Genomic DNA, 26,207 nt, shown 5'->3' on the forward strand with positions numbered 1-26,207 from the left:
GCCCTCGTCCTCAGTCCAGCGCCGCCTGCCGCACCAGCGGGATGATCCGCAGCGGAACCGCGTTCTCCATCACGATCGCCGTCGAGGCCCGGACGATCCCCTCGAACCCCACCACCAGGTCGATCACCCGCTGAAGGTCGGCGTTGGAGCGGGCCACCAGCCGGCAGAGCATGTCCCCGTGGCCCGTGGTGGTGTGCAGCTCCAGCACCTCCGGAACGGTCGCCAGATGGGCCCGTACGTCCTGCCCCTGCCCCTGCTTGATCTCCAGCGTGGCGAACGCGGTGACCGGATAGCCGAGCGCCGCCGGGTCCACATCGGGGCCGAAGCCCCGGATCACCCCCTGGGCGCGCAGCCGGTCCAGCCGCGCCTGCGCCGTGCCGCGGGCGACACCGAGGCGGCGCGACGCCTCCAGCACGCCTATCCGCGGTTCCTCGGCGAGCAACTCGATCAGGCGAGCGTCGAGGCCGTCGATCCCCATGGCGGTCCCCCCTTGAGGTCTCCGGTGGTCTCTGTGACGTTCTCCGTGGCGTTCCCTGTGACGGTAGTCACCCTGTACAGGATGCTCCATAGCCGCGTGCCCTGGCTATACATCCTGACCAGCGATTTCGCGAAGTGTTGCGCACCTTGAGCCTTGGGAGGACGCTGCGAAGTATGACTGAGACGACAGAGATGCTGCAGCAGGGGGACGCACGGCACGCCGACCCGTTCCCCGTGAAGGGGATGGACGCGGTCGTCTTCGCGGTCGGCAACGCGAAGCAGGCCGCGCACTACTACGCCACCGCCTTCGGGATGAAGCTCGTCGCCTACTCCGGGCCGGAGAACGGCAGCCGGGAGACGGCCAGTTACGTCCTCGTCTCGGGCGGCGCCCGCTTCGTGTTCACCTCCGTCATCAAACCGGTGAGCGCCTGGGGCCGCTTCCTGGCCGAGCATGTCGCCGAGCACGGCGACGGTGTGATCGACCTCGCGGTGGAGGTGCCGGACGCGCGCGCCGCCTACGCGTACGCCGTCGAGCACGGCGCCGCCGGGATCGAGGAGCCGCACGAGCTCAAGGACGAGCACGGCACGGTGGTGGTGGCCTCGATCCGCACCTACGGCGACACCCGCCACACCCTCGTCGAGCGCACCGGCTACGACGGCCCGTACCTCCCCGGCTACGCGGAGGCCGAGCCGATCGTCGACCCGCCGGCGCGGCGGAACTTCCAGGCCATCGACCACTGCGTCGGCAATGTGGAGCTCGGCCGGATGGACGAGTGGGTCGGCTTCTACAACAACGTCATGGGCTTCACCAACATGAAGGAGTTCGTGGGCGACGACATCGCCACCGAGTACTCCGCGCTGATGTCGAAGGTCGTGGCGGACGGCACCCGCAAGGTGAAGTTCCCGCTCAACGAGCCCGCGGTCGGCAAGAAGAAGTCGCAGATCGACGAGTATCTGGAGTTCTACGGAGGCCCCGGCGTCCAGCACATCGCGCTCGCCACCAACGACATCGTCGCCACGGTGCGGGCGATGCGCGCGGCCGGGGTGCGGTTCCTGGACACCCCGGACTCGTACTACGAAACCCTGGGGGAGTGGGTCGGCGACACCCGCGTCCCGGTGGAGACCCTCCGCGAGCTGAAGATCCTCGCCGACCGGGACGAGGACGGCTATCTGCTCCAGATCTTCACCAAGCCGGTCCAGGACCGGCCGACCGTCTTCTTCGAGCTGATCGAGCGGCATGGCTCGATGGGCTTCGGCAAGGGCAACTTCAAGGCGCTCTTCGAGGCGATCGAGCGCGAGCAGGAGAAGCGCGGCAACCTCTGACCGCTACGACGCGGGGCGGGTTGAGGCCCGCCCCGCGTGACGCGGCCGCGTCCGTCCCCCCCCCGCACTCGTGTGGACATGCACCCTTGCTCCGTTATGCGCATGCGCGGCTCATGCCAGAAAACCCGAACACGTGAATGGGAGCGCTTTCCCAGCGTCTACACTCTCGGCGATCTGTTCACTCCAACACGGCGTGATCGCATGGGAGTTGTTGAGTATCAATGCACACGGAAAAGTACACTGCGGGTCGTTTGACCAGGCGTAGGTTCACCCTCGGCGGGGGCGTGGCCGCGGCCGGCGCGCTCGGTGCCTTCGCCGCCCGCGCGGGGGCCGCCACCGTGGCGGGGGGCCGCTTCGATCTGTCGGTGCCCTCCACCCAGCTGATCCGCGAGAAGACCCCGCACAACGCCACCGTGCTGCAGTCCTTCGCGTTCGATGACGTGGGCGGCCACGTCTACACCGTCCAGCTGATGCAGGGCGGTATCCAGCTCAGCGGGGAGTCCGCTCCCGTCTCGGGCGCCGACCGCGCCGCCCACGGCGATCTGTGCGTCACCAAGCTGTCCCCGGCCGGTGCGGAGCTGGGCTCCATGTACCTCAAGGGGTTCGGGCACGGCGTGGCGATGGGCTGCGAGCCGGTGGGCTCCACCGCGTATCTGTGGACCGAGTCGGACGCCAACCCCGACTCCGGCTACGGCCGCGCCATCAGCCGCTTCAAGTTCGCCGATGGCACCGTGCTGTCGTCCGGTTCGTCCTCGCTGGTCAAGCACCGCCCGGTGGCGGGCTCCACCAGCAACCAGCCCGCCGTCGACATGCTCAACCGCCGGCTGCTGCTGCGCCACCGCCTCGACGGAGCGGTCCGTTACCGGCTGATGAGCCTCTCCGGGGTCAGCGCGGGCGACTACACCGCCGTGTACGAGGACATACCCCAGACCGGCGTCGAGGACGGCGAGGTCTTCCAGGGCTTCACGGTCCTCGGCGACTACGTGTACCAGCTGACCGGCACCGCCTACACCGGCGAGGACGGCGCCAACCCGCCCTCCGGCCATGGCAACACCTACGTCTCCTGCATCGATCTGCGCACCGGCGAACTCGTCCAGCGCGCCCGCACCGAGGCCGCCTACTCGCTGAGCTACCGCGAGCCCGAGGGCATGGCCGTCCAGCTGTCCAGCCCCCGCCGGCTGTGCATGGGCTTCGCCTCGGGCGCCGCCGGAGACCGCAAGGTCAGCGTCTACTACAAGGCACAGTAGTCCGGCGATTTTCGCGGTAAGCCGTCCGCTTCCACGATCTTCCCCGCGGGCTTCCCGGGTGCGAGGCTGGACTCATGACGGACCTCATCGAGCTGCTGCGGGAGGGCCTCCCCGAGGAGGCCGTGCTGACCGACCCGGATGTGACCGGGGCCTACGCACACGACATGGCGAGCTTCTGCGAGGCGGGCGCGCCCGCCGTCGTCGTCCTCCCGCGCACGGTCGAGCAGGTCCAGCATGTCTGCCGCACCGCCACCGCGCTGCGCGTCCCGGTGGTGCCCCAGGGCGCGCGCACCGGCCTGTCGGGCGCGGCCAACGCGTCCGAGGGCTGCATCGTGCTGTCCCTGGTCAAGATGGACCGGATCCTGGAGATCAACCCGGTCGACCGGATCGCGGTCGTCGAACCGGGCGTGATCAACGCGACGCTGTCCCGCGCGGTCATGGAGAAGGGCCTCTACTACCCGCCGGACCCCTCCAGCTGGGAGCAGTGCACGATCGGCGGCAACATCGGCACCGCGTCCGGCGGGCTGTGCTGTGTGAAGTACGGCGTCACCGCCGAATACGTCCTCGGGCTCGATGTCGTCCTCGCCGACGGGCGGCTGCTGAAGACCGGCCGCCGCACCGCCAAGGGTGTCGCGGGCTATGACCTGACCCGGCTCTTCGTGGGCTCCGAGGGCAGCCTCGGCATCGTCGTGGGCGCGGTCCTCGCCCTCAAGCCCGCCCCACTCGAACAGCTCGTCCTGGCCGCCGAGTTCCCCTCCACCGCGTCCGCCTGCGACGCCATCTGCCGGATCATGGAGCGCGGCCACGCCCCCTCGCTGCTGGAGCTGATGGACCGGACGAGCGTCCGCGCGGTCAACGCGATGGGGAACATGGGTCTCCCGGAGTCCACCGAGGCCCTGCTGATGGCGGCGTTCGACACCCCGGACCCGGCCCCCGATCTCGCCGCCGTCGCCGAGCTGTGCACGGTGGCCGGTGCGACGGAGGTGGTCCCGGCCGAGGACGCCGCCGAGTCCGACATGCTGCTCCAGGCCCGCCGGATGACGCTTCCGGCGCTGGAGGCGGTCAAGGGCGTCACCATGATCGACGACGTCTGTGTGCCCCGCTCCCGGCTCGCCGAGATGATCGACGGCACGGCCGCCATCGCCGAGAAGCACGCGCTCACGATCGGCGTCGTGGCCCACGCCGGGGACGGCAACACCCATCCGACGGTGTGCTTCGACCCGGCGGACCCCGACGAGTCGCGGCGGGCCCGGGAGTCGTTCGACGAGATCATGGCGCTGGGTCTGGAGCTCGGCGGCACCATCACCGGTGAGCACGGCGTCGGCGTCCTCAAGAGGGAGTGGCTGGCGCGGGAACTGGGCCCGGTGGCGGTGGAGCTGCAGCAGGGGATCAAGCAGGTCTTCGATCCGCTGGGCCTGCTCAACCCCGGCAAACTGTTCTGAGGCCGCCCGGACCCGGGGGTGGTCCGGACGGCCTCGGCTCCAGAACTTCAGAACCTGCCTACGCCTTCAGGAAGGCGGCGTCGATCACGCCTTCAGGGAGGCGATGTCGATCACGAAGCGGTACCGCACATCGCTGCTCACGACGCGGTCGTAGGCCTCGTTGATCTGGTCGGCGTTGATCACCTCGATCTCCGCGCCGAGCCCGTGCTCGGCGCAGAAGTCCAGCATCTCCTGCGTCTGCCGGATGCCGCCGATCTTCGACCCGGCCATCGACTTGCGGCCCATGATCAGCGAGAACTGGCTGAAGGAGCTGGGGTTCTCCGGCGCGCCCACGTGCACCAGCGTGCCGTCGACCTTCAGCAGCGACAGGTAGCTGTCCAGCGGGAGGTTCGCCGAGGTCGTGTTGACGATCAGGTCGAAGCTGCCGGCCAGCTCGGTGAAGGTGGAGTCGTCACCGGTGGCGTAGAAGTGGTCGGCGCCCAGCCGCAGCCCGTCGTCCTTCTTACGGAGCGTCTGGCTCAGCACGGTCACCTCGGCGCCCATCGCATGGGCGATCTTCACGCCCATGTGGCCGAGGCCGCCCAGGCCGACGATGGCGACCTTCTTGCCGGGACCCGCGTTCCAGTGGGCGAGCGGCGAGTAGAGGGTGATCCCGGCGCACAGCAGCGGGGCGGCGACGTCCAGCGACACCCCCTCGGGGATGCGCAGGGCGTAGTTCTCGTCCACCACGATGTGGGTGCTGTAGCCACCGTAGGTGGGGGCGCCGTCGTACTCCTTGTCGTTGTACGTCTGCACCTCGCCCTTGAGGCAGAACTGCTCCTCGCCCGCGAGGCAGTTAGCGCACTCGCGGCAGGAGTCGACGAAGCAGCCCACGCCGACCCGGTCGCCCACGGCGTACTTGGTCACACCGGGGCCGACCTCGGCGACCACACCGGCGATCTCATGGCCGGGCACCATCGGGAACTGGGCGGTGCCCCATTCCTCCCGGGCCTGGTGGATGTCGGAGTGGCAGATGCCGGCGTAGGCGATCTCGATGAGGATGTCGTGCTCGCGCAGTGCGCGGCGCTCGACGGTGGTCTTCTCCAGCGGGGCCTTCGGAGCGGGGGCTGCGTAGGCGGTGACGCTGGTGGTCATAGAACTGTCTCCCTGGAAGAAATGAGGGGAATGCGATGAATGTGGGGGGTTGATAGGCATGGGGGTAGTGAGGCGAATGGGGTGAAGGAGGAAATTGGTGGAAAAGGGAGATGGGTGGGATCAGGGGGAAACGTCGGAGGACGGTCCCCCCGAAGGACGCGCATCGGAAGCGGGCGCGGAGGAACGGGCGGAAGGAGGCGCGGTCCAGCTCGCCAGCAGCCGCAGGGCCGCCTCGGAGGGCGAGCCGGGCTCGACCGTGTACATGCACAGTGCCTGGTCGGGATCGCCGGGAACGGCCACGTTCTCGTAGGAGAGCGTCATGTCCCCCACCACCGGATGGTGGTAGCGCTTGATGCCGTGGGTCTTCTCCCGCACGTTGTGGTCCGCCCACCACTTGCGGAAGTCCGCGCTCTTGATGGTGAGCTCGCCCACCAGCTCGGTCAGCCGGGGATCCTCGGGATGGCGTCCGGCCTCCAGCCGGAGGGAGGCCACCATCTCCGCCGCGACCGTCTCCCAGTCCGGCCACAGGGAGCGGGCCGCCTCGTCGAGGAACATGAAACGGGCCATGTTGCGCTCGTGGTACGGGAGCGCCTCGAAGTCGATGATCAGCGCCCGGGCCAGCTGGTTGGAGGCCAGGACATCGCCCCTGCGCCCGAGGACGAAGGCCGGTGAGATCCCGTCCAGTGTCCGCAGCAGTGCGTGCACCCCGGGCCGCACCCGCTGGGGGCGGGGCGGCCGGCGGCGCACCGTGCGCCGGGGGCGCGGCCGGGTCAGCTCGAAGAGGTACGCGCGCTCGGTCTCGTCGAGCCGCAGCGCACGGGCCACGGCGTCCAGCACCGTCTCCGACACATTGAGGTGACGGCCCTGTTCCAGACGCGTGTAGTAGTCCGTGCTCACCCCGGCCAGCTGCGCCAGCTCCTCGCGGCGCAGCCCCGGCACTCGACGGGGGCTGTCGTTGGTCACGCTCACGCCCGCGTCCCCAGGGCTCAGGCGGGCCCTGCGGGTCCGCAGGAACTCACTGAGCTCGGTATTGCGGTCCATGGGTTCCAGTATTGGCAACGGAAAGGCCATCCGAGCGTGTCAGAGTAGGTCTGTTGAACCTAGGCCGGGCGGTGCCAGGCGGGCCGTCGCCGCTCGTAAGGCTTGGCGGCGCTCGCACGGGAGAGTGGTGGCGAGGAGCTGAGGGCGCCGTCGGCGGGCCGGTCTGATAGACCATGACAGCGCGCGTTCCGGGTTGCACAGCGGCTCCTGTACGGCAAACTGCTTACGCCCCCTCACCGCGAGGCACCGTAAAGGCGCAGCGCAGTACAGCACGGCCGAGCAGATATGGGACATCGGAGATCATGAGCGCCCCTACCTCAGGATCCGCGGACGGCAGCTCCATTCCTGGCTTTTATCCTGATCCGTCCATCCCCGGCTACATCCGTTACTGGAACGGTGCCGCCTGGGTGCCCGGCACCAGCCGCCCCGCCCCGGCCGCGGGCGAGGCCATGCCCGCGCCGCCGCCCGGCGTCACCCATACCCAGGTGATCAGCCCGGCGCCGGACGAGACGGGCCCGATGTTCCTGGACGAGGAACCGGCACCGCGGCCCGCGGAGGAGACCGGCAGCGCCCTGCCCGAGCTGCGCCGGAGCGCCGAGATGGACGTCCGGGGCGCGGGCGGGCCGCCCGAGGCGGCGGCCGGCGGCATGGGGGCTCAGCCGGTGCCGCCCGGCGGCGTCCCGGCGTCCGTGGACTGGAACGATCCCCAGCGGCTGTACGGCACCCGTCCCGATGCCGGGTCGGCCTGGCAGGCGGACGCGTCCCGGCAGGGCGGCTTCGGCGGTGAGCAGGACCGCCGGATCTCCTGGGGCTCGGAGACGGACGCCCCCGGGGATGCCCAGGCCGGTGGCGGGCAGGCCGATGGCGGGCAGGCCGGTGGCGGGCAGTGGCCCGGCGTGCCCGACCCGCGGCGGGCGGGCCCGGGCGAGGGCGCCGGTCGCGATGAGGGCACGCTGACCATGCGCGGGGGCGGCAGCGGCGGGCCGGTGGACCGCTCGACGCAGGCGCTGCCGCCGGTGCGCCGGGCCCCGGAGCTGCCCGCGGCGGACGACGCGGAGACGCCCGCCGCGGCGGGCGACGGGACGATGACGATCCGCGCGGTGGGACGCGGTGATGGAGCGGCGCCCACGACGGGCCAGGGCCAGGGGCAGGGCCACCAGGGTCCGGGCCCGGGCCAGGACCGGAATCCGGCGTCCGGCCGCGACGACGGGACGATGGCGATCCGGGCGGTCGGCCGTCGCGGCTCGCGCAAGGGTGCCGAAGCGGCACCCCCGGCCCAGCCCCCGCACCAGCCTCAGCAGCCCCCGCAGCCACACCAGCCTCCGCAGTCACACCAGCCTCAGCAGCCCCCGCAGCCGTACCAGCCCCAGCAGCCCTTCGGCGGAATCCCCGCCCAGGGAGGTGGCCCGGCCTGGCAGCAGCAGGGGCACCCGTTCGCCCAGCAGCCCGGTCCGGCGCAGGGCGCCCCGCAGGCCGCACCGCATGGCGCCCCGCCGGGTGCGCCCGAGGGCGTCATCCCGTGGAAGCCGCCCGTCGACAACCCCTTCCTGCGGGCCGCCCAGGCCCAGGGGCGGCCCGCCCCGCTCGGCCGCCGCCTCGCCGCCCGGCTGATCGACACCGTCGTGCTGCTCGGCGTCGTCGGCGCCGTCGCGCTCCCGCTGTGGGGCAAGGCGAGCGATCACATCGACGAGAAGGTCGAGACGGCCAAGCAGAGCGGTGAGACCGTCACGGTCTACTTCCTGGACGGCACCACCAGCGGCTATCTGGGCATCGTCCTCGGTCTGCTGCTCGTCCTCGGCATCGTCCTGGAGACGCTGCCGACCGCCAAGTGGGGCCGCACGCTGGGCAAGAGGCTGAGCGGGGTGCGGGTGCTGGACATCGAGGGGCACGACACCCCGTCCTTCGGCGCCGCGCTGCGCCGCTGGCTGGTCTACTCGGTGCTGGGCGTGCTCGTCATCGGCGTGCTGAACGTGCTGTGGTGCCTGTTCGACCGCCCGTGGCGGCAGTGCTGGCACGACAAGGCGGCCCGCACCTTCGTCGCGGCGGCCGACTGAGCGCCGCCGCTCCCCTCCCGACCCCTGAGCCCCCGCCCCGCCCGCCCCCGCTGAGGCGGATGGACGATCCCGGTCGCCCGAACGGTGCGCGCCGGATGCGACAGGCCCGGCTCCGGGGTCGACTCGGGCCATGAGCACCGACCAGCCGCCCTCCGGGCCCGATGAGTCCCGGGACCGGGACAGCAGCGATCCGTTCGCCAAGTATCCGCGGGCGAACGGCTCCCCGTACGGGGACCACACCGCCGGGGCCGAGCCGTACGCGGGGATGCCCCCGCTCGCGCACCTCGGCCGCCGTCTGATCGCCCGGATCATCGACGCGCTGCTCATCGGCATCCCGGTCGGGCTCGTCCTGAGCGCGATCGCCGGCGGCTACGACCCGGTCGACGGCAGCGCCCGTTCGACCATCGTCACGCTGATCTACGTCCTGGTCTACTTCGTCTACGAGGGGCTGATGCTGACCCGGGACGGCCAGACCGTCGGCAAGAAGGCGATGAAGATCCGGGTCGCCCTGCTGGAGAACGGCCAGCCGCCGGCCGGCCCGGCCGGCTGGGTGCGCGCCGGGGTGTACGCCCTCCCCGAGATCGTGCCCTGCTGCGGCTTCGTCTTCTGGCTGATCAATGTGTTGTGGTGCACCTGGGACCGGCCCTATCGGCAGTGCCTGCACGACAAGGCGGCCAAGACGCTCGTGGTCTCGGCCGTGCCCTGAGGTTGTGAGCCCCTGAGGTGCCACCCTGAGCTTCCGGTCCACCGGGAGCGCTGATGTAATCGGGGCATGGCCCCCGACCCGCTGTCCTCGCCCCCGCACGCGTTCCCCGCCGGGATGCCCCCGCTGGCCACCCCTGGTCAGCGCTTCGCCGCCCGGCTCATCGACATCATCGTCCTCGGCGCCATCTGGACGGTGGCGCTCATCGCGACCGGCGCGCTCCAGTACACGATGGACCACCCGGGCGAGCAGCACATGGGCAAGGTGACCCTCGCGCTCATCATCACGATGGCCCTCTACTTCGGCTACGAGGGCGTCATGCTGGCCCGCAGCGGACAGACGCTCGGCAAGAAGGCGCTGCGCATCCGGGTGGCGATGCTCTCCGACGGGGATGTGCCGGCCGGTCAGGGCTGGGTCCGCGCGGCGGTCTACGTGCTGCCCGGGATGCTGATCCCGCTGCTCGTCGGCACGGTCTTCTGGCTGGTCAACTCGGCGTCACTGCTGTGGGACAAGCCGTTCCAGCGCTGTCTGCACGACAAGGCCGCGCGGACCGTGGTGGTGTCAGCCGCGCATTGAGTCGGCGTGCGCCCGGGTGCGCGCCCCCGCCGCGTCGGCCGGTCCGGACCCCGCCGCGGGGCTGCTGGTGCGGACGGTGCGGCTGGGGCGGGAGACCCGGGCCACCGGCACGGTGACGGCGACGAGGAGCCCGGATGCGAGCCCGACCACCGTGACCACCGCGATACCGAGTCCCGATCGGGTCTGGGACAGCAGCAGCATGGCGAAGGTCGAAAGAACGACGGTGGCCGAACCATAGACAAGCTGTGCAGGAGTCGGACGCGGCATGGCGGTATCCGTCCTCGGGGGCGATATGCAGGGGGCATGGGTCAGGCTGATGTGACCGTCAGCTCGACTCTACGGTGGTGAATGCCCGAGGGGGAGCGGAAGTAAGCGTGACCTCACCCACGGCGCCGTTGCACAGGGGGCGCACGGAATCATCGGCTTCTCCAACCGGCGCGCACGGCGCGCCCGTTGCTGTCCGTTAACCGGAACGCCGGGATCGCAGAACGTACTTGTCTCATCAGTCCAAGTCAAGGTCTGTCTTTTCTCCTGCCACTCCGGTCAAATGTCCGGCACCGGTGTGAAAGGGGAGGACTGAGCGAGTGAACAGCCAATGGAGAACGGCCAGATCGGCCGCCATAGCCACCGTGGTGGCCGCGCTCGGCGCGGCGGCACTCTCGACTGGCATGGCTCAGGCGGACGCGCCGTCTACGCGTGTTGAGCGCCATGACCCGGCGCCCGCGAAGACGGATGTCCAGCACGATCTCGAGGGCCCGTACAGCAAGCAGCAGGAGGCGCAGCGCCAGGAGGCGCTGCGTCAGGTCATTTCCGGCGACGCCAAGGCGACGACGCGCGGGGCGTCGAAGGTGGTGAAGCTCGGCAAGGGCAAGTACGTCGAGCTGGCCCGGGAGAAGACCGACAAGATCTTCACCATCCTGGTCGAGTTCGGCGACAAGGTGGACGACACCACCATGTACGACCCGGACGGTGACGGCCCCCAGCCGCCGGTGAAGAAGTACGGCGGCGAGCCGGGCCCGGCGCACAACACCATCGCCGAGCCGGACCGCGCCAAGGACAACAGCACGGCCTGGCAGAAGGACTACAACCGCGAGCACTTCCAGGACCTCTACTTCTCCAAGGACAAGAAGAAGCAGTCCCTGAAGAAGTACTACGAGAAGCAGTCCTCGGGCCGCTACTCCGTGGACGGCGAGGTCTCCGACTGGGTCAAGGTCGACTGGAACGAGGCCCGGTACGGCTCCAACTACTGCGGCGACACCAACTGCGCCAACGCCTGGGACCTGATCCGCGACGGCGTCAACCAGTGGGCCAAGGACCAGAAGGCGGCCGGCCGCACCGACGCGCAGATCAAGGCGGACCTGGCCCAGTACGACCAGTGGGACCGCTACGACTACGACGCCGACGGCAACTTCAACGAGCCCGACGGCTACATCGACCACTTCCAGATCGTCCACGCCGGTGAGGACGAGTCCGCGGGCGGCGGCGCCGAGGGCGAGAACGCCATCTGGGCGCACCGCTGGTACGCGTACGGCACCGACGCGGGCAACACCGGCCCGGGCGAGAACAAGTCGGGCGGTACCCAGATCGGCGACACCGGCATCTGGGTCGGCGACTACACCATGCAGCCGGAGAACGGCGGCCTCGGTGTCTTCGCCCATGAGTACGGCCATGACCTGGGTCTGCCGGACGAGTACGACACCACCGGTAAGGGGGAGTCGTCCGTCGCCTACTGGTCGCTGATGTCCGCGGGATCCTGGCTCGGCACCGGTAAGGACGCCATCGGCGATCTGCCCGGCGATATGAACGCCTGGGACAAGCTGCAGCTCGGGTGGCTGAACTACGCCTCGGCCAAGGCCGGGAAGAAGTCGACCCACACCCTCGGGGTCGCCGAGTACAACACCAAGAACAAGCAGGCGCTGGTCGTCGAGCTGCCCGCCAAGCCCGTCACCACCGAGGTGGTCGCCCCCGCCGAGGGCACCAAGCAGTGGTGGAGCGGGATGGGGGACGACCTGAAGAACACCCTCACCCGGTCCGTGGACCTCACCGGGAAGTCCAAGGCCAGCCTGGACCTGCAGGGCTGGTGGGACATCGAGGAGAACTTCGACTACCTCTACACCGAGGTCTCCACCGACGGCGGCGCCAACTGGACGCCGATCGACGGTACGGCGGACGGCAAGGCCATTCCGCGGGACGCCGGTGACAAGCCCGCGCTGACCGGCACCGCCGGGGCGTACAAGAAGCTCTCCTTCCCGCTGGACGCCTACGCGGGCAAGAAGATCGAGCTCCGCTTCCGCTACCAGACCGACGGCGGTGTGGCGCAGAAGGGCTTCGCGGCCGACGCGATCACCCTGACCGCCGACGGCGCCCCGGTCTTCAGCGACGGCGCCGAGGGCGACGACAACGGCTGGACCGCGAACGGCTTCTCGCGCATCGGCGCGTCCTTCAGCAAGGACTACCCGCAGTACTACATCGCCGAGAACCGCCAGTACGTCTCGTACGACACGACTCTGAAGACCGGTCCGTACAACTTCGGCTGGGCCTCCACCCGGCCCGACTGGGTCGAGCACTTCCCGTACCAGAACGGCCTGCTGATCTGGCAGTGGGACACCTCGCAGCCGGACAACAACGTCGGCGTCCACCCGGGCAGCGGTCAGATCCTGCCGATCGACGCGCACGCCACCCCCGAGAAGTGGGCGAACGGCACGCTGATGCGCAACCGGATCCAGGCGTACGACTCGCCCTTCAGCCGGCTCCCGTCGGACGGCTTCACGCTGCACAACGACGGCAAGGCCGCCAAGGTGAAGCCGAAGCCGGGCATCCCGGTCTTCGACGACCACAAGGGGACGTACTGGGACAAGAGCAATCCGACCGGCAGCGTGAAGACTGCTGACACCAACACCCGGATCAAGATCCTCAAGGAGCTCCCGGGCGGCTCGACGATGACCGTCCAGGTCGGACCGTCCACCTCCTAGATCCACACCGTCTGCGTTTTCGCAGGTCAGAGCGGTAGCGGCCGTCGCCCCCTAGCGGGCGGCGGCCGTTCGCGTTTAGATGCCCCTACGACCAACTTGTTGACACGACGTCTCACGGGGGACATGACCCGCAATGGCCAACGGAGGATTCACCAAGCTGCCGGGCGGCAGCGTGGTGGTCGCACTGACGCTGCCGAGCCCGCTGGGCGAGGGCGGCGTCCGCGTCCTGGTACACGCCGTGAACCGCCAGCGCGCCCTGACCAGGCTGCGCAATCTCGGGCTTCGCGCCATCTACCTGCGCGGCAATATGGCCCCGCCGACACCCGACGAGGTGACGGCGGTGCTGCACCATCCCGACGGGCTGGTCTGGCGCACCGCGCCGGACCGGGGAGGGGAGCTGTGGCATCCGATCGCCGCTCTGCTCAGATCGTCGGCCCCGGCCTCGTAGCGCCGGCCCACCCTCGTAGGGGCCGGGCCCTCGTAGCCGGTGTCTCGTGGCGCCGGCCCCTCGTGGCGCCGACCCCTCGTGGCGCCGGGGCCCGGAGGGCGGCCGCAGCACGGGCCGCGCCGGGCCGCCGGGGCGGCTGGGAGGCGCGCAGAGCGCCTCCGGCGCCCTCAGACGACCGGCTTGCCGCTGAGCTCGACCCCGGCCGCCCGCAGCTCGCCCAGGGCGCGCTCGGTCGTGTCCGGGGAGACGCCCGCGGTCAGGTCCAGCAGGACATGCGCGGCGAACCCCTCGCGGCGCGCGTCCAGCGCGGTGGCCCGCACACAGTGGTCGGTGGCGATGCCCACCACGTCCACCTCGGTCACCTCCCGCTCGCGCAGCCACTGGGCGAGCGAGGCGCCGTGCTCGTCGATGCCCTCGAAACCGCTGTACGCCGCCTTGTACGCGCCCTTGTCGAAGACCGCCTCGATCGCGCCGGAGGCGACGGCGGGCGCGAAGTTCGGGTGGAACCCGACCCCCTCGGTGCCCGCGACGCAGTGCACCGGCCAGGTGTGCTCGTAGTCCGGGTTGTCCGAGAAGTGATCGCCCGGGGCGATGTGGTGATCACGCGTGGCGACGATATGGCGGTAACCGGGCGTCGCCTCCCCGATCAGATCGGTGATCGCGGCCGCGACATCGGCGCCCCCCGTCACCGCGAGGCTTCCGCCCTCGCAGAAGTCGTTCTGGATGTCGACGACGATCAGTGCCCGGTGCATGTCACCGAGGGTAGACACTCCGCGTCGATTGCGGCAGTGGGCATGCCCCGCGTTCCCCCTCATGTCGCGCCTCAGGCCGTCAGGTACTCGGTGGGCAGGACCGGCTCGCCGCGCGAGAGCTGGGTCGCCGAGAGCGGCAGTCCGGCCCGGGCCGCGATATGCCGGTCCCGCGCCGCGTCCAGCGGCTCCCGGGCCACGATCTCGCCGCCGCGCACCAGCTCCACCAGCAGCTGATGGTCCGCCAGCTCCTCGGGGACCGCGCCGGTGCCGACCACCTCGGCCTCGGCCACACCGTGCTCGTCCACCCGTCGCGCCGCCCATTTGCGGCCGCCCACCGAGGACTTCGCGCCCATGGACTTCTTGGCCACCGGCAGCAGCGGCGCGTCCGGGGTGTCCGAACCGGCGCGCGCGACCAGCTTGTAGACCATCGAGCAGGTGGGGTGGCCGCTGCCGGTGACCAGCTGGGTGCCGACCCCGTACGCGTCCACGGGGGCCGCGGCCAGCGAGGCGATCGCGTACTCGTCCAGATCGCTGGTCACCGTGATCCTGGTGTTCTTGGCGCCCAGTTCGTCGAGCTGCTGGCGCACCCGGTGGGCGAGCAGCAGCAGATCGCCGGAGTCGATCCGCACGGCGCCCAGGTCCTTGCCGGCCACCTCCACGGCGGTGCGCACCGCCTCGGCGACGTCATAGGTGTCCACCAGCAGGGTGGTGCCGCTGCCGTGCGCCTGGACCTGCGCCGTGAAGGCGTCCCGCTCGCTGTCGTGCAGCAGGGTGAAGGCGTGGGCGCTGGTGCCCACGGTGGGAATGTTGTAGCGGAATCCGGCCGCGAGGTCGGAGGTGGTGGCGAAGCCGCCGACATAGGCGGCGCGGGCGGCGGCGACGGCGGCCAGTTCATGGGTGCGGCGGGCGCCCATCTCGATGAGCGGCCGGCCGCCGGCGGCGGTGGACATCCGGGACGCGGCGGCGGCCACCGCGGAGTCGTGGTTGACGATGGAGAGGATGACCGTCTCCAGCAGCACCGCCTCGGCGAAGGTGCCCTCCACCCGCATGATCGGCGAGCCGGGGAAGTAGACCTCGCCCTCGGGGTAGCCCCAGATGTCGCCGCGGAAGCGGTAGTCGGCGAGCCAGGCGAGCGTCGGCTCGTCCACGATCCGCTGCTGGGCGAGGAAGTCCAGGACGGCGCCGTCGAAGCGGAAGTTCTCGACGGCGTCCAGCACCCGCCCGGTGCCGGCGACGACACCGTAGCGGCGGCCCTCGGGGAGGCGCCTGGTGAATACCTCGAAGACCGAGCGGCGGTCGGCGGTGCCCGCCCGCAGCGCGGCCTGCAGCATGGTGAGTTCGTACCGGTCGGTGAAGAGTGCGGTCGACGGCACGTCCACCGGCAGTCCCAAGTCCGCAGTGTCCATGGTTGACGATGCTACCTCCCGTACTCGTCAGACTGACGAGATCTGGGTGCCGGTTTATGCGACGGCCAGTGCCGGGTGGCAGCATGGGACGTGTGAGTGTCACGCCCGTGGAGACCGAACGTCCCGAATCCCGTGAAGCACCGATGTCGGTGCCCGAGCCCGACGTTCCCTGGGTGACGGTGGTGCACAACGACCCCGTCAATCTCATGAGCTACGTGACCTACGTCTTCCAGAGCTATTTCGGCTATCCCAAGGACAAGGCGCACCGTTTGATGCTCGACGTCCACCACAAAGGCCGCGCGATCGTCTCGAGCGGCAGCCGCGAGGAGATGGAGCGCGACGTGCAGGCGATGCACGGCTACGGCCTGTGGGCGACCCTCCAGCAGGAGCGCTGATGTCGGGACGGTTCGAGCCGCTGCCCGGTGGCGGTGCCTCCCTCGCGCTGGACGAGGTCGAGATCTCCATTCTGCGCAGCCTGGCCATGCAGCTCGCCGAGCTGATCGGCCCGGGCGACCAGCCCGCCGGGGGCGGTGACCCCCTGGACGCGCTCTTCGCCGACGGCCCCAGCAAGCCGCCGGCCGATCCGGCGCTGGCCCGGCTGTTCCCGGACGCCTACAGCCCCCCGGACCGGGAGCTGGGGGCGCGGGAGGATAAGGAGGCGCGGGAGGCGTCCGCGGAGTTCCGCCGCTTCACCGAGAACGACCTGCGGGCGCGCAAGCGCGACGACGCCCTGACGGTGGTGCGCGACCTGGACTCGCTGGCCTCCGGAGCCTCCGCCGGGGCCCCGGGGGTGCTGGAGCTGGCGCCGGAGAAGGCCCGGCACTGGCTGACCGCCCTGAACGATCTGCGGCTGGCCATCGGGACCCGGCTGGAGGTCACCGACGAGGACGACGGCGGTGACCTGCTGCGGCTGCCCGACTCCGATCCGCGCAAGCCGATGGTGATGGCCTACTTCTGGCTCGGTGGGCTGCAGGAGACCCTGGTCGAGACCCTGATGCCGGAATAACTCCCTCCGGCGATTACTGAGCGTTCGTTTAGAGGATGCTCAACTCCGGATAACGATCGCATCACTGCGGTTGTGAACTTTGTTGCCCTGAATAACTTTTGTCCGCTTCTTCCTGTGGCGTGCACCACACGCGGCTCAGTCGATCAGTGTTGCGGTCGTGGTAAATCTTCACGATCGCCAGCCAGCCGCCACAGGGAGAAAGGCGCAGCAAAATGACCTCAGCGGCTCCTGAAGAGGACTATGAGCGCGGCCTGGGCAGTCGCCAGGTACAGATGATCGCAATCGGTGGCGCCATCGGCGTCGGCCTGTTCATGGGCGCCGGTGCGAACATCGCCAAGGCCGGCCCGAGCATCATCCTGATGTACGCCCTCGCGGGTGTGGTCATCTTCTTCATCATGAGAGCGCTCGGTGAGCTGCTCCTGTACCGGCGCTCCACGGGTTCCTTCGCGGAGTACATCCGCGAGTTCCTGGGGCCGTTCTTCGGTTATGCGACCGGTTGGACCTACTGGCTGCTGTGGGTGGTGACCGGTATGGCCGAGCTGACGGCCGCCGCCATCTACATCAACTACTGGTTCCCCTCGATCCCGCAGTGGGTCAGCGCCCTGGTCTTCCTGGTGGTGCTCTTCGGGGTCAACCTGATCTCGGTCAAGATCTTCGGTGAGGTCGAGTTCTGGTTCTCGATGGTCAAGGTCACCGCGATCATCGGCATGATCGTGATCGGCCTCGGCGTGCTCACCCTCGGCTTCTCCGACGCCGGTGACACGGCGGCCGCCTCCAACCTCTGGTCGCACGGCGGGTTCTTCCCCCACGGCATCGGCGACAGCCTGATGACCCTCCAGGGCGTGATGTTCGCCTACATCGCCGTCGAGCTGGTCGGCGTCACCGCGAGCGAGTCCGAGGACCCCGAGAAGACCCTGCCCAAGGCGATCAACACCCTGCCGTGGCGCATCATCATCTTCTACGTCGGCGCCCTGGTGGTGCTGCTCGCCGTCGTCAAGTGGACCGAGTTCTCGGCCGGTGAGAGCCCCTTCGTGCACGGCTTCTCCAAGATCGGCATCCCCTTCGCCGCCGGTATCGTCAACTTCGTCGTCCTGACCGCGGCCCTGTCCTCCTGCAACTCCGGCATGTACTCCACCGGCCGGATGCTGCGTGACCTGGCGACGAGCGGCGAGGCCCCGAGTGTCTTCGCCCGGCTCAACGCCCGTAAGTCCCCGGCCATCGGCATCACCTTCTCCGTCCTGCTCATGGGGATCGGCGTGGTCCTCAACTATGTGGTCCCCGAGAAGGCGTTCACCTACGTCACCTCGGTGGCCACGGCCGCGGGTATCTGGTCCTGGCTGATGATCCTCTTCGCGCACATCCAGTACCGCCGCGCGGTCCGCGCGGGCCGGCTGCCCGCCTCGTCCTTCCCGGCTCCCGGCGGCTCGGTCTTCAGCTGGGTGGCCGTGGTCTTCCTGCTGATCGTGACCGGCATGGTCGCCTACGACAAGGACGCCCGGGTCTCCCTGTACGTCGGCGCCGGGTGGGCCGTATGCCTGGTGATCGGCTGGTACGTCCTCAAGGCCCGCGGCGGTGCCCAGCCGCTCGGCCAGGCGGACACGGTGGAGCCGGAGTACGCGCGCAAGTAAGCCGTATCGCCCATTGGGCGCCGTATCTCAGCAGGCGGGCTCCGGACCACTGTCCGGAGCCCGCCTCCTATTCTTCTGTCATGCTGACCATCACCCAGGCGCTCCACGACAAGATCGTCGCGCACGCCCGCGCCGACCACCCCGACGAGGCATGCGGCGTGATCGCGGGCCCGGCCGGAAGCGGCCGCCCCGAGCGGTTCATCCCGATGCTGAACGCGGCCCGCTCGCCCACCTTCTACGAGTTCGACTCGGGTGACCTGCTCAAGCTCTACCGCGAGATGGATGACCGGGACGAGGAGCCGGTGGTCATCTACCACTCGCACACCGCCACCGAGGCCTACCCCTCCCGTACCGATATCTCCTACGCCAATGAGCCCGGTGCCCACTACGTGCTGGTCTCCACCGCCGAATGCGGCAATGACGAGGGACCCGTCCAGTTCCGGTCCTTCCGGATCGTGGACGGCGAGGTCGCCGAGGAAGAGGTCGAGATCGTCCCGGGCGGCTGAATGGCCTGCGTATCTCGCGTCATGGTCGTTACCCGTCCGTATCATGGGATGACCTACCGGAGCCCGGACCGGGAATCGATACGATGAGTCCATGGTTTTCGATGACGTGAGCGAGAAGACGCCGGGCATGCTGCTCGTGGCGCGGCTCCACGTCGACCTGTGCCGGCTCGCCAGCGCGATGTGTCCGCGCCGCGCCGTGGCCGCCTGAGCGCGCGCCCGAGACGCCCCGACGCCCTTCGACGACGCCCTCCCGGCCGCTCCGGCCCGGGAGTCCACCCCGCCCTCCGACAGGAGCTTAAGAATGGCCATCGAGGTCCGCATCCCGACCATCCTCCGCACCTACACCGACGGCCAGAAGGCGGTCGAGGGCAGCGGGACCACGCTCGCCGAGCTCTTCGCCGACCTGGAGAGCCGGCACTCCGGCATCCAGGAGCGCCTGGTCGACGGCGGTGAGCTGCGCCGCTTCGTCAACGTCTATCTGAACGACGAGGACGTCCGCTTCCTCGACGGCATCTCCACCAAGCTCTCGGACGGCGACAATGTGACGATCCTCCCGGCGGTCGCAGGCGGAATGGTCTGATGCGGTACGACAGCCCCTTGGCCGCGGTCGGCAATACGCCGCTCGTCCGGCTGCCGCGGCTCTCGCCCTCCTCCGACGTACGGATCTGGGCCAAGCTGGAGGACCGCAACCCGACCGGCTCGATCAAGGACCGCCCCGCGCTCCATATGATCGAACAGGCCGAGAAGGACGGCCGGTTGACCCCCGGCTGCACCATCCTCGAGCCCACTTCCGGCAACACCGGGATCTCGCTCGCGATGGCGGCCAAGCTCAAGGGCTACCGCATCGTCTGCGTGATGCCGGAGAACACCAGCGAGGAGCGGCGCCAGCTGCTCGCCATGTGGGGCGCGGAGATCATCTCCTCGCCCGCCGCCGGCGGTTCCAACACCGCCGTCCGGGTGGCCAAGGAGCTGGCGGCGGAGCACCCGGACTGGGTGATGCTCTACCAGTACGGAAACCCGGACAACGCCGGTGCCCACTACGCCACCACCGGCCCCGAGATCCTTGCTGACCTGCCCTCCCTCACCCACTTCGTCGCGGGTCTCGGCACCACCGGCACCCTGATGGGCGTCGGCCGCTTCCTGCGCGAGAACAAGCCGGACGTCCAGATCGTCGCGGCCGAACCGCGCTACGACGACGTCGTCTACGGACTCCGCAACCTGGACGAGGGGTTCGTCCCCGAGCTGTACGACGAGTCCGTGCTGACCACCCGCTTCTCCGTCGGCTCCGAGGACGCGGTGGCCCGCACCCGGGAACTCCTGGCCCAGGAAGGCATTTTCGCGGGCGTGTCGACCGGCGCGGCCCTGCACGCCGCCCTCGGTGTCGCCGGTAAGGCGGTCAAGGCCGGGCAGAGTGCCGATGTGGTCTTCGTCGTCGCCGACGGTGGCTGGAAGTACCTGTCCACCGGTGTCTACACGGCGGCCACCACCGAGGAGGCGATCGCGACGCTGCACGGGCAGCTCTGGGCGTAGTGGTCCGGGCCGATCGGCCGGCGGGGGGCAGGGCCGGGCACGCCCGGCTCCGTCCTGGTGATTCCGCCCACAACGCGGCCCCGTGGAGGAGCTGCCTGGGCTTTTGCGCCTTACGCTCGTGGGCACCGCATGACCCCCCGCACCGCCCATGGCCTTCGGCATGGGGACCCCTCAAGGAGGTTCCTGCTTCATGAAGCTCACCGTCGTCGGATGCTCAGGGTCGTTCCCGTCCGCGGAATCGGCCTGCTCGAGCTACCTCGTAGAGGCCGACGGCTTCCGGCTGCTCCTCGACATGGGCAATGGCGCCCTTGGCGAGTTGCAGCGCCACTGCGGTCTCTACGACCTCGACGCCGTACTGCTGTCCCATCTCCACCCCGATCACTTCATCGACATGTGCGGATACTTCGTCGCGCGCTACTACCGGCACGACGGTGGCCGGGCCGAGGCGATCCCCGTCTACGGCCCCGAGGACACCGAGCGGCGGCTGGTCCAGGCGTACGACGACCTGCCCGACGAGAAGTCGATGCGTGAGGTCTTCGACTTCCGCACCCTGACGCCCGGCAGCTTCGACATCGGCCCCTTCACCATCCGCGCCGAGCGCGTCTGCCACCCCGTGGAGGCGTTCGGCTTCCGGATCGAGTACGGCGGCCGCTCGCTGGTCTACTCGGGCGACACGGGCCCCTGCGAGGCCCTGGTGGACCTGGCCCGGGGCGGCGACCTCTTCCTGTGCGAGGCGGCCTTCACGCACGGCAAGGAGGACATCCCGGAGCTGCATCTGAACGGCCGCCAGGCGGGTGAACACGCGCTGCGGGCGGGGGTCGGGAGCATGGTGCTCACCCACATCCCGCCGTGGACGGACCCCCAGATCAACCAGCGCGACGCCCAGGCGGTCTTCGGCGGCCCGGTGGAGCTGGCCAAGGCGGGTGCGGTCTACGAGGTGTAACGGGCGGTGAACGCGGAAGCGCCGGGCTGGCGGACCAGCCCGGCGCTTCGCCGTTTCGTACGCCCGGTGGCTACTTCTTGCCGTCCGCCACCGCGGCGTCGTCCAGGGAGTCCTCCGGTTCTCGTCCCGGCGTCGGGATGTTGAACTTCGTGATCACGAAGCGGAAGACCACGTAGTAGACGACGCTGAACGCCAGCCCGATCGGGATCAGCATCCAGGCCTTCTCGCTGTGCGACCACCCCAGCAGATAGTCGAACAGCCCGCCGGAGAAGGTGAAGCCGCTGCGGATGCCGAGTGCCCAGGTCAGCGCCATGGACAGGCCCGTCAGCACCGCGTGGATGCCGTACAGCAGCGGCGCGATGAACATGAACGAGAACTCGATCGGCTCGGTGACACCGCAGACGAACGCCGTCAGCGAGACCGAGATCATCATGCCCATCACGGCCTTGCGCCGCTCGGGACGGGCGCAGTGCGCGATCGCCAGACCGGCGGCGGGCAGCGCGAACATCATGATCGGGAAGAAGCCGGTCATGAACATTCCGGCCGACGGGTCGTCGTGGAAGTAGCGCGCGATGTCGCCGTGCCAGGTCTGGCCGCCGGAGCTGAAGTCGCCGAACTGGAACCAGGCGAAGGAGTTCAGCAGCATGTGCATGCCGACCGGGATCAGCAGTCGGTTGACCACGCCGAAGATCCCCGAGCCGACCGCGCCATTGGACGACAGCCACTCGGAGAAGTTGTTGAGGCCGTCGCCTATCGGGCCCCAGAGGTAGCCGAAGAGCACGCCGTAGATCACGCCCGCGAAGGACATCAGGATCGGGATGAAGCGGCGGCCGCTGAAGAAGCCCAGCCAGTCCGGCAGCCGGGTGCGGTGGTACTTCTCCCACAGCACCGCGGCGGTCAGGCCGACCACGATGCCGCCGAGGACGCCCGGGTCCTCCGGCTTGCCGGTCACCTCGCTGACGAAGCCGGTCAGGACGTTCTTGTAGACGAGGAAGCCGACCAGGGCCGCGAAGGCCGTGGTGCCGTCCGACTTCTTCGCGAAGCCGATGGCCACGCCGATGCAGAAGAGCAGGGCCAGGTTGTCGAAGAGCGCGCCGCCCGCGTGGGCGAAGATCTCCGCGAGCTTGTTCCAGCCCAGTCCCGTCTTGCCGAAGACGTCGTCCTGGCCGAGCCGGCTCAGGATGCCCGCGGCGGGCAGAGCGGCGACGGGCAGCTGGAGGCTGCGCCCGATCTTCTGCATACCCTTGATCAGACCGGCACCCCGCTTCTGGGCGGGCGCGGCCGGCGCGGTGGCCGTACTCATCGGATTCCTCCTGGTGAGGCGGGCTCTCAGGGGAAGGGCGGCCCGCGCTATGGTCTAAACCACATGTGGTGTAGACCTGTTGTAGCACGTAGGGATCCGCTAAAGGAATCTATCGTTCCAAGTGACGAGTGACTTCCTCACCCGCATAATGGTGTAGACCACTTGCCGCAACGCGGACAGCACGCGGACACCACGCGGACAGCAGGACGACAGGAGCGAACATGGCCACCAAGGCTGACAAGATCGTCGAGGGGCTCGGCGGGATCGACAACATCGTCGAGATCGAGGGCTGCATCACCCGCCTGCGTACCGAGGTCAAGGACGCCGCCCTGGTCGACGAGGCCCTGCTGAAGGCCGCGGGCGCGCATGGCGTGGTGAAGATGGGCACCGCGATCCAGGTGGTCATCGGCGCCGACGCGGACCCGGTCGCCGCGGAGATCGAAGACCTGATGTGACCTTCCGGGACCTGAGGTGACCTTCCCGGCCGGGACCCGAGGCGACCTCCCGGCCCGGAGCGCCGTCCCCCGGGGGCGGGGCCCTCGCCGGACGCGGACCGGGGGCCTCCGCGATGCCGATAGGCTCATCTCATGTCTCGTATCGACGGCCGCACCCCTGACCAGCTCCGACCCGTGACCATCGAGCGCGGATGGAGCAAGCATGCCGAGGGCTCGGTCCTCGTCTCCTTCGGCGATACGCGGGTCCTGTGCACCGCGAGCGTCACCGAGGGCGTGCCGCGCTGGCGCAAGGGCAGCGGCGAGGGCTGGGTCACCGCGGAGTACGCGATGCTGCCGCGCTCCACCAACACCCGGGGCGACCGCGAGTCCGTCCGCGGCAAGATCGGCGGCCGTACGCATGAGATCTCCCGTCTCATCGGCCGCTCGCTGCGCGCGGTGATCGACTACAAGGCGCTCGGCGAGAACACCGTCGTCCTGGACTGCGATGTCCTCCAGGCCGACGGCGGCACCCGCACCGCCGCCATCACCGGCGCCTATGTGGCCCTGGCCGACGCCATCGGCTGGGCCCGGGGCAAGAAGCTCATCAAGGCCACCCGGCAGCCGCTGACCGGCACCGTCTCCGCCGTGAGCGTCGGCATCGTCGGCGGCGTCCCGCTGCTCGACCTCTGCTACGAGGAGGACGTGCGCGCCGAGACCGACATGAACGTGGTCTGTACCGGTGACGGACGCTTCGTCGAGGTGCAGGGCACGGCGGAGGGCGAGCCCTTCGCCCGCGAGGAGCTGAACGGACTGCTGGACCTCGCCGTGGCCGGCTGCGACACCCTGGCGGGAATCCAGCGCGCGGCCCTGGCCCAGGAGATGTGACGGCGGCACGAAGCAACCGTCGCGCGGCGCCCGGCGTTTAGTCAGGTACCAGCACCGTTCCCGGGGAAGGACCCACTCCATGGCGCCGCGCCACCGTCACCGCCGTACCACCGCCGTCACCGCACTCGCCGCCGTCGCGCTCATCGTGCCGGTCGGCGTCGGGTGCAGCGCGGTGGAGAAGGCCCTCGACTGCGCCCAGCTCGCGGTCGAGATAACCAACGACGTGGACGACCTCCAGGACGCCCTGAGCGGTGCCGCGGCCGATCCGCAGGACGCCGACAAGATCCTGGACGCCCTCGACAAGGACGTCGACAAGGTGGGCGACCGCACCGACAGCGCGGACGTCGGCAAGGCCGTGGACGACCTCCAGAAGGCGCTGGACAATGTCCAGAAGTCCGTGGACAGCGGCAAGCACCCCGATATGACTCCGGTCAGGGACGCGGCGGGCGAGCTGACCGGTGTCTGCTCGCCCTGATCTCCCCTCGATAATCGAGAGCTATGCAGCAACACACTGAGGGACACCGCCCGCACCCCCGCCGTCTGGTCCTCGCGACCCGCAACGCCTACAAGATCACCGAACTGCGCTCCATCCTGGGCGAGGCCGGCCTCGACGCCGAACTCGTCGGCGCCGACGCCTATCCGGAGGTCCCGGACGTCAAGGAGACCGGCGTGACCTTCGCGGAGAACGCCCTCCTCAAGGCCCACGCCCTCGCCCAGGCCACCGGTCACCCCGCCATCGCCGACGACTCCGGCCTCTGCGTGGACGTCCTCGGCGGCGCCCCCGGCATCTTCTCGGCCCGCTGGTCGGGCCGGCACGGCGACGACCGCGCCAATCTCGACCTGCTGCTCGCCCAGCTCTCCGACGTCCCCGACGAACACCGCGGCGCCCACTTCGAATGCGCCGCCGCCCTCGCCCTCCCCGACGGCACCGAGCGCGTGGTCTCCGGCCGGCTCTCCGGCACGCTCCGTCATGAGCCCGTGGGCGGCGGGGGGTTCGGCTACGACCCGATCCTCCAGCCCCACGGCGAGACCCGCACCTGTGCCGAGCTGGACCCGGAGGAGAAGAACGCCATCAGCCACCGCGGCAAGGCGTTCCGCGCCATCGCCCCGATCGTCCGCGAACTCCTGGGGTGAGCCCCGTAGGACGCCGCGGGCCCGGCCCGCGCTGAGGCGGGCCGGGCCCGCGTTCGCGCGGCGTGCGGCCGGAGGGACTCGAACCCTCACGGGAGTTACCCCACTGGGACCTAAACCCAGCATGACTGCCAATTCCATCACGGCCGCTCGGCACGGTCATGGTACTGCCTGGTGAACGGGGGCCGGGGCGGCAGCCCCGGGCCCGTCACAGCTCCAGGTCCCCGTCACAGCCCCAGGTCTTTGATGATCTTGGCTACGTGGCCGGTGGCCTTGACGTTGTACAGGGCGCGCTCGACCTTGCCCTGCTCGTCGACGATGACGGTGGAGCGGATCACGCCGAGGACCGTCTTGCCGTAGAGCTTCTTCTCGCCGAAGGCGCCGTACGCCTCGAGGGTCTCCTTGGCGGGGTCGGCGAGCAGCGTGACCTTCAGGTCCTCCTGGTCCCGGAACTTGGCCAGCTTCTCGGGCTTGTCGGGCGAGATGCCGATGACGTCGTAGCCGTGACCGGACAGGAAGGCGAGGTTGTCGGTGAAGTCGCACGCCTGCTTGGTGCAACCGGGGGTGAGCGCGGCGGGGTAGAAGTAGACGATCACCTTGCGGCCGGCGTGGTCGGCGAGCGAGACCTCCCTGCCGTCCGCGTCGGGGAGGGTGAAGGCGGGGGCGGTGTCGCCGGGCTGCAGTCGCTCGCTCATGGTCTGGTGCTCCTCGTGGCATCGGGGGTACGTACCCGACATTAGCCAGCTTCCCGTCCGGGGGTGCCGTGGGGCGGGGAGGAGGACGAGCTGACAGACTGTCCATCACGAATCATCGAGACTGACGGAGGCAGCGCGGTGTCGGATGCCAGGACCCCTGCGCAGATCGAGGCGGACATCGCCCGCAGGCGGCAGGAGCTCGCCGTGACGCTCGACGAGATCGGGGTGCGGGTGCACCCGAAGACGATCATCGGGGACGCGAAGGCGAAGGCGGCGTCGGCCGTGGACCGGACCGCCGGACGGGCCTATGTGTCCGCCAACCGCGTGGTGGCGGGCGTGCGGGGCCAGTTGGTGTCGGAGGAGGGCCGGCCCCGCATGGAGCGGATCGTGCCGGTCGCGCTCGCCGTGGCCGGGCTGGCCGGGCTGCTCGCGCTCTCGGCGCGGTCCTCCCGGTCCGCCAAGGCGTCCCGCTCCTCGTGGTGCTCCAAGCGGCACCGCTGAACGAACGGCGGCCGGCGCCGCCGAGAAGGCGGCCCGCACCGGCCCTGAGGCGTCATCGCGCCGTCCGGCC

The 26,207-nt window shown here is 69.8% G+C and carries 28 protein-coding genes, 1 tRNA gene and 1 pseudogene; 21 read left to right on the top strand and 9 right to left on the bottom strand.

Annotated elements, in window-relative coordinates; all coding sequences use genetic code 11:
- Nucleotides 1–10 precede the first annotated feature (10 nt).
- Nucleotides 11–478, bottom strand: coding sequence for an Lrp/AsnC family transcriptional regulator (locus J8403_RS26375; protein WP_014061065.1), 468 nt, complete (start codon nt 476–478; stop codon nt 11–13).
- Nucleotides 479–651: 173 nt separating this feature from the next.
- On the opposite strand from J8403_RS26375, the gene hppD reads away from it, so the two are divergent.
- From hppD to J8403_RS26390, 3 genes are all read left to right on the top strand, one after another.
- A complete protein-coding gene (hppD, locus tag J8403_RS26380) occupies nt 652–1,800 on the top strand; it encodes a 4-hydroxyphenylpyruvate dioxygenase (RefSeq protein WP_211125322.1) in 1,149 nt (382 codons plus the stop codon).
- A 251-nt stretch (nt 1,801–2,051) separates the two neighbouring features.
- Complete coding sequence (locus tag J8403_RS26385; protein WP_246585998.1) at nt 2,052–3,047, top strand: phage baseplate protein; 996 nt, start codon at nt 2,052–2,054, stop codon at nt 3,045–3,047.
- A gap of 74 nt (nt 3,048–3,121) precedes the next feature.
- Nucleotides 3,122–4,489, top strand: a complete 1,368-nt coding sequence (locus J8403_RS26390; RefSeq protein WP_211125324.1) for an FAD-binding oxidoreductase — start codon at nt 3,122–3,124, stop codon at nt 4,487–4,489.
- 84 nt (nt 4,490–4,573) lie between these two features.
- Here J8403_RS26390 and J8403_RS26395 read toward each other — a convergent pair whose 3' ends face one another.
- On the bottom strand, nt 4,574–5,623 hold the full coding sequence (locus tag J8403_RS26395) for an NAD(P)-dependent alcohol dehydrogenase (RefSeq protein ID WP_211125325.1): 1,050 nt from the start codon (nt 5,621–5,623) through the stop codon (nt 4,574–4,576).
- 120 nt (nt 5,624–5,743) lie between these two features.
- Nucleotides 5,744–6,664: a helix-turn-helix transcriptional regulator gene (locus J8403_RS26400; protein ID WP_211125326.1), complete on the bottom strand. Its 921-nt coding sequence runs from the start codon at nt 6,662–6,664 to the stop codon at nt 5,744–5,746.
- Between the two features lie 302 nt (nt 6,665–6,966).
- Between J8403_RS26400 and J8403_RS26405 the strand changes: the two genes are divergently transcribed.
- From J8403_RS26405 to J8403_RS26415, 3 genes are all read left to right on the top strand, one after another.
- On the top strand, nt 6,967–8,718 hold the full coding sequence (locus tag J8403_RS26405; protein ID WP_211125327.1) for an RDD family protein: 1,752 nt from the start codon (nt 6,967–6,969) through the stop codon (nt 8,716–8,718).
- A 130-nt stretch (nt 8,719–8,848) separates the two neighbouring features.
- On the top strand, nt 8,849–9,424 hold the full coding sequence (locus tag J8403_RS26410) for an RDD family protein (protein ID WP_211125328.1): 576 nt from the start codon (nt 8,849–8,851) through the stop codon (nt 9,422–9,424).
- A 66-nt stretch (nt 9,425–9,490) separates the two neighbouring features.
- Nucleotides 9,491–9,997, top strand: coding sequence for an RDD family protein (locus J8403_RS26415; RefSeq protein WP_211125329.1), 507 nt, complete (start codon nt 9,491–9,493; stop codon nt 9,995–9,997).
- Here J8403_RS26415 and J8403_RS26420 read toward each other — a convergent pair.
- Nucleotides 9,983–10,264 (bottom strand): hypothetical protein, encoded by a 282-nt coding sequence (locus J8403_RS26420; protein WP_211125330.1) that lies wholly within the window; start codon nt 10,262–10,264, stop codon nt 9,983–9,985. The two genes, J8403_RS26415 and J8403_RS26420, sit on opposite strands and share 15 nt — an antisense overlap.
- 317 nt (nt 10,265–10,581) lie before the next feature.
- On the opposite strand from J8403_RS26420, the gene J8403_RS26425 reads away from it, so the two are divergent.
- A complete protein-coding gene (locus tag J8403_RS26425; protein ID WP_211125331.1) occupies nt 10,582–12,969 on the top strand; it encodes an immune inhibitor A domain-containing protein in 2,388 nt (795 codons plus the stop codon).
- 133 nt (nt 12,970–13,102) lie between these two features.
- A complete protein-coding gene (locus J8403_RS26430; RefSeq protein ID WP_211125332.1) occupies nt 13,103–13,417 on the top strand; it encodes a hypothetical protein in 315 nt (104 codons plus the stop codon).
- Nucleotides 13,418–13,584: 167 nt separating this feature from the next.
- Here the strand turns inward: J8403_RS26430 and J8403_RS26435 are convergent, their stop codons facing one another.
- Together J8403_RS26435 and J8403_RS26440 are read right to left on the bottom strand one after the other, a co-directional pair.
- The gene (locus J8403_RS26435) at nt 13,585–14,169 is read right to left on the bottom strand and encodes a nicotinamidase (RefSeq protein ID WP_211125333.1); all 585 of its coding nucleotides are present in this window, start codon (nt 14,167–14,169) and stop codon (nt 13,585–13,587) included.
- 71 nt (nt 14,170–14,240) lie between these two features.
- The gene (locus tag J8403_RS26440) at nt 14,241–15,575 is read right to left on the bottom strand and encodes a nicotinate phosphoribosyltransferase (protein ID WP_211125334.1); all 1,335 of its coding nucleotides are present in this window, start codon (nt 15,573–15,575) and stop codon (nt 14,241–14,243) included.
- A gap of 83 nt (nt 15,576–15,658) precedes the next feature.
- Between J8403_RS26440 and clpS the strand changes: the two genes are divergently transcribed.
- The 8 genes from clpS (at nt 15,659) to J8403_RS26475 (ending at nt 21,188) form a co-directional block, all read left to right on the top strand.
- Complete coding sequence (gene clpS, locus J8403_RS26445; RefSeq protein ID WP_211125335.1) at nt 15,659–15,970, top strand: ATP-dependent Clp protease adapter ClpS; 312 nt, start codon at nt 15,659–15,661, stop codon at nt 15,968–15,970.
- On the top strand, nt 15,970–16,581 hold the full coding sequence (locus J8403_RS26450) for a DUF2017 domain-containing protein (protein ID WP_211125336.1): 612 nt from the start codon (nt 15,970–15,972) through the stop codon (nt 16,579–16,581). Before clpS ends, J8403_RS26450 begins: the two co-directional genes overlap by 1 nt.
- 212 nt (nt 16,582–16,793) lie before the next feature.
- Nucleotides 16,794–18,209 carry an amino acid permease gene (locus tag J8403_RS26455; protein WP_211125337.1) on the top strand — a complete coding sequence of 472 codons (1,416 nt, stop codon included), beginning with the start codon at nt 16,794–16,796 and terminating at the stop codon, nt 18,207–18,209.
- An 80-nt stretch (nt 18,210–18,289) separates the two neighbouring features.
- Nucleotides 18,290–18,715, top strand: coding sequence for a M67 family metallopeptidase (locus J8403_RS26460; RefSeq protein ID WP_211125338.1), 426 nt, complete (start codon nt 18,290–18,292; stop codon nt 18,713–18,715).
- A 91-nt stretch (nt 18,716–18,806) separates the two neighbouring features.
- Nucleotides 18,807–18,923, top strand: a complete 117-nt coding sequence (locus J8403_RS44605; protein ID WP_014061047.1) for a putative leader peptide — start codon at nt 18,807–18,809, stop codon at nt 18,921–18,923.
- A 93-nt stretch (nt 18,924–19,016) separates the two neighbouring features.
- A complete protein-coding gene (locus tag J8403_RS26465) occupies nt 19,017–19,295 on the top strand; it encodes a MoaD/ThiS family protein (RefSeq protein WP_211125339.1) in 279 nt (92 codons plus the stop codon).
- A complete protein-coding gene (locus J8403_RS26470; protein ID WP_211125340.1) occupies nt 19,295–20,245 on the top strand; it encodes a PLP-dependent cysteine synthase family protein in 951 nt (316 codons plus the stop codon). The genes J8403_RS26465 and J8403_RS26470 overlap by 1 nt, the downstream gene beginning before the upstream one ends.
- 190 nt (nt 20,246–20,435) lie before the next feature.
- Nucleotides 20,436–21,188: an MBL fold metallo-hydrolase gene (locus J8403_RS26475; RefSeq protein ID WP_014061044.1), complete on the top strand. Its 753-nt coding sequence runs from the start codon at nt 20,436–20,438 to the stop codon at nt 21,186–21,188.
- A 70-nt stretch (nt 21,189–21,258) separates the two neighbouring features.
- Here the strand turns inward: J8403_RS26475 and J8403_RS26480 are convergent, their stop codons facing one another.
- Entirely contained in the window at nt 21,259–22,491 is a 1,233-nt protein-coding gene (locus J8403_RS26480) for a PTS transporter subunit EIIC (RefSeq protein WP_211125341.1), read from the bottom strand.
- Between the two features lie 206 nt (nt 22,492–22,697).
- Between J8403_RS26480 and J8403_RS26485 the strand changes: the two are divergent.
- The 4 genes and pseudogenes from J8403_RS26485 to rdgB all read left to right on the top strand — a co-directional run.
- Nucleotides 22,698–22,946, top strand: a pseudogene (locus J8403_RS26485) (PTS sugar transporter subunit IIB); the annotation flags it as partial.
- A gap of 132 nt (nt 22,947–23,078) precedes the next feature.
- Nucleotides 23,079–23,810: a ribonuclease PH gene (gene rph / locus J8403_RS26490; RefSeq protein ID WP_211125342.1), complete on the top strand. Its 732-nt coding sequence runs from the start codon at nt 23,079–23,081 to the stop codon at nt 23,808–23,810.
- Nucleotides 23,811–23,889: 79 nt separating this feature from the next.
- Nucleotides 23,890–24,285, top strand: coding sequence for a hypothetical protein (locus tag J8403_RS26495; protein ID WP_211125343.1), 396 nt, complete (start codon nt 23,890–23,892; stop codon nt 24,283–24,285).
- 23 nt (nt 24,286–24,308) lie between these two features.
- Nucleotides 24,309–24,944 (top strand): RdgB/HAM1 family non-canonical purine NTP pyrophosphatase, encoded by a 636-nt coding sequence (gene rdgB / locus J8403_RS26500; RefSeq protein ID WP_211125344.1) that lies wholly within the window; start codon nt 24,309–24,311, stop codon nt 24,942–24,944.
- 63 nt (nt 24,945–25,007) lie between these two features.
- On the opposite strand, the gene J8403_RS26505 is transcribed toward rdgB, so the two are convergent.
- Both J8403_RS26505 and bcp read right to left on the bottom strand, forming a co-directional pair.
- Nucleotides 25,008–25,091 (bottom strand) — tRNA-Leu (locus J8403_RS26505).
- A 77-nt stretch (nt 25,092–25,168) separates the two neighbouring features.
- On the bottom strand, nt 25,169–25,636 hold the full coding sequence (bcp, locus tag J8403_RS26510) for a thioredoxin-dependent thiol peroxidase (RefSeq protein WP_211125345.1): 468 nt from the start codon (nt 25,634–25,636) through the stop codon (nt 25,169–25,171).
- A gap of 138 nt (nt 25,637–25,774) precedes the next feature.
- Between bcp and J8403_RS26515 the strand changes: the two genes are divergently transcribed.
- Nucleotides 25,775–26,137 (top strand): DUF3618 domain-containing protein, encoded by a 363-nt coding sequence (locus J8403_RS26515; RefSeq protein ID WP_211125346.1) that lies wholly within the window; start codon nt 25,775–25,777, stop codon nt 26,135–26,137.
- The last annotated feature ends 70 nt before the right edge of the window (nt 26,138–26,207 follow it).

It is taken from the genome of Streptomyces yatensis (assembly GCF_018069625.1).
Classification (GTDB): domain Bacteria; phylum Actinomycetota; class Actinomycetes; order Streptomycetales; family Streptomycetaceae; genus Streptomyces; species Streptomyces yatensis.

What these genes read in the sequence shown, in the direction of transcription:
- J8403_RS26405 (WP_211125327.1), top strand. Translation starts at nt 6,967, where the DNA reads ATGAGCGCCCCTACCTCAGGATCCGCGGACGGCAGCTCCATTCCTGGC.
- J8403_RS26450 (WP_211125336.1), top strand. Translation starts at nt 15,970, where the DNA reads ATGTCGGGACGGTTCGAGCCGCTGCCCGGTGGCGGTGCCTCCCTCGCG.
- J8403_RS26430 (WP_211125332.1), top strand. Translation starts at nt 13,103, where the DNA reads ATGGCCAACGGAGGATTCACCAAGCTGCCGGGCGGCAGCGTGGTGGTC.
- J8403_RS26460 (WP_211125338.1), top strand. Translation starts at nt 18,290, where the DNA reads ATGCTGACCATCACCCAGGCGCTCCACGACAAGATCGTCGCGCACGCC.
- J8403_RS26420 (WP_211125330.1), bottom strand. Translation starts at nt 10,264, where the DNA reads ATGCCGCGTCCGACTCCTGCACAGCTTGTCTATGGTTCGGCCACCGTC.
- rdgB (WP_211125344.1), top strand. Translation starts at nt 24,309, where the DNA reads ATGCAGCAACACACTGAGGGACACCGCCCGCACCCCCGCCGTCTGGTC.
- J8403_RS26415 (WP_211125329.1), top strand. Translation starts at nt 9,491, where the DNA reads ATGGCCCCCGACCCGCTGTCCTCGCCCCCGCACGCGTTCCCCGCCGGG.
- hppD (WP_211125322.1), top strand. Translation starts at nt 652, where the DNA reads ATGACTGAGACGACAGAGATGCTGCAGCAGGGGGACGCACGGCACGCC.
- J8403_RS26495 (WP_211125343.1), top strand. Translation starts at nt 23,890, where the DNA reads ATGGCGCCGCGCCACCGTCACCGCCGTACCACCGCCGTCACCGCACTC.
- J8403_RS26475 (WP_014061044.1), top strand. Translation starts at nt 20,436, where the DNA reads ATGAAGCTCACCGTCGTCGGATGCTCAGGGTCGTTCCCGTCCGCGGAA.
- J8403_RS26410 (WP_211125328.1), top strand. Translation starts at nt 8,849, where the DNA reads ATGAGCACCGACCAGCCGCCCTCCGGGCCCGATGAGTCCCGGGACCGG.
- J8403_RS26440 (WP_211125334.1), bottom strand. Translation starts at nt 15,575, where the DNA reads ATGGACACTGCGGACTTGGGACTGCCGGTGGACGTGCCGTCGACCGCA.
- J8403_RS26465 (WP_211125339.1), top strand. Translation starts at nt 19,017, where the DNA reads ATGGCCATCGAGGTCCGCATCCCGACCATCCTCCGCACCTACACCGAC.
- J8403_RS26375 (WP_014061065.1), bottom strand. Translation starts at nt 478, where the DNA reads ATGGGGATCGACGGCCTCGACGCTCGCCTGATCGAGTTGCTCGCCGAG.
- J8403_RS44605 (WP_014061047.1), top strand. Translation starts at nt 18,807, where the DNA reads ATGGTTTTCGATGACGTGAGCGAGAAGACGCCGGGCATGCTGCTCGTG.
- J8403_RS26395 (WP_211125325.1), bottom strand. Translation starts at nt 5,623, where the DNA reads ATGACCACCAGCGTCACCGCCTACGCAGCCCCCGCTCCGAAGGCCCCG.
- J8403_RS26390 (WP_211125324.1), top strand. Translation starts at nt 3,122, where the DNA reads ATGACGGACCTCATCGAGCTGCTGCGGGAGGGCCTCCCCGAGGAGGCC.
- bcp (WP_211125345.1), bottom strand. Translation starts at nt 25,636, where the DNA reads ATGAGCGAGCGACTGCAGCCCGGCGACACCGCCCCCGCCTTCACCCTC.
- J8403_RS26400 (WP_211125326.1), bottom strand. Translation starts at nt 6,664, where the DNA reads ATGGACCGCAATACCGAGCTCAGTGAGTTCCTGCGGACCCGCAGGGCC.
- rph (WP_211125342.1), top strand. Translation starts at nt 23,079, where the DNA reads ATGTCTCGTATCGACGGCCGCACCCCTGACCAGCTCCGACCCGTGACC.
- J8403_RS26480 (WP_211125341.1), bottom strand. Translation starts at nt 22,491, where the DNA reads ATGAGTACGGCCACCGCGCCGGCCGCGCCCGCCCAGAAGCGGGGTGCC.
- clpS (WP_211125335.1), top strand. Translation starts at nt 15,659, where the DNA reads ATGGGACGTGTGAGTGTCACGCCCGTGGAGACCGAACGTCCCGAATCC.
- J8403_RS26455 (WP_211125337.1), top strand. Translation starts at nt 16,794, where the DNA reads ATGACCTCAGCGGCTCCTGAAGAGGACTATGAGCGCGGCCTGGGCAGT.
- J8403_RS26435 (WP_211125333.1), bottom strand. Translation starts at nt 14,169, where the DNA reads ATGCACCGGGCACTGATCGTCGTCGACATCCAGAACGACTTCTGCGAG.
- J8403_RS26470 (WP_211125340.1), top strand. Translation starts at nt 19,295, where the DNA reads ATGCGGTACGACAGCCCCTTGGCCGCGGTCGGCAATACGCCGCTCGTC.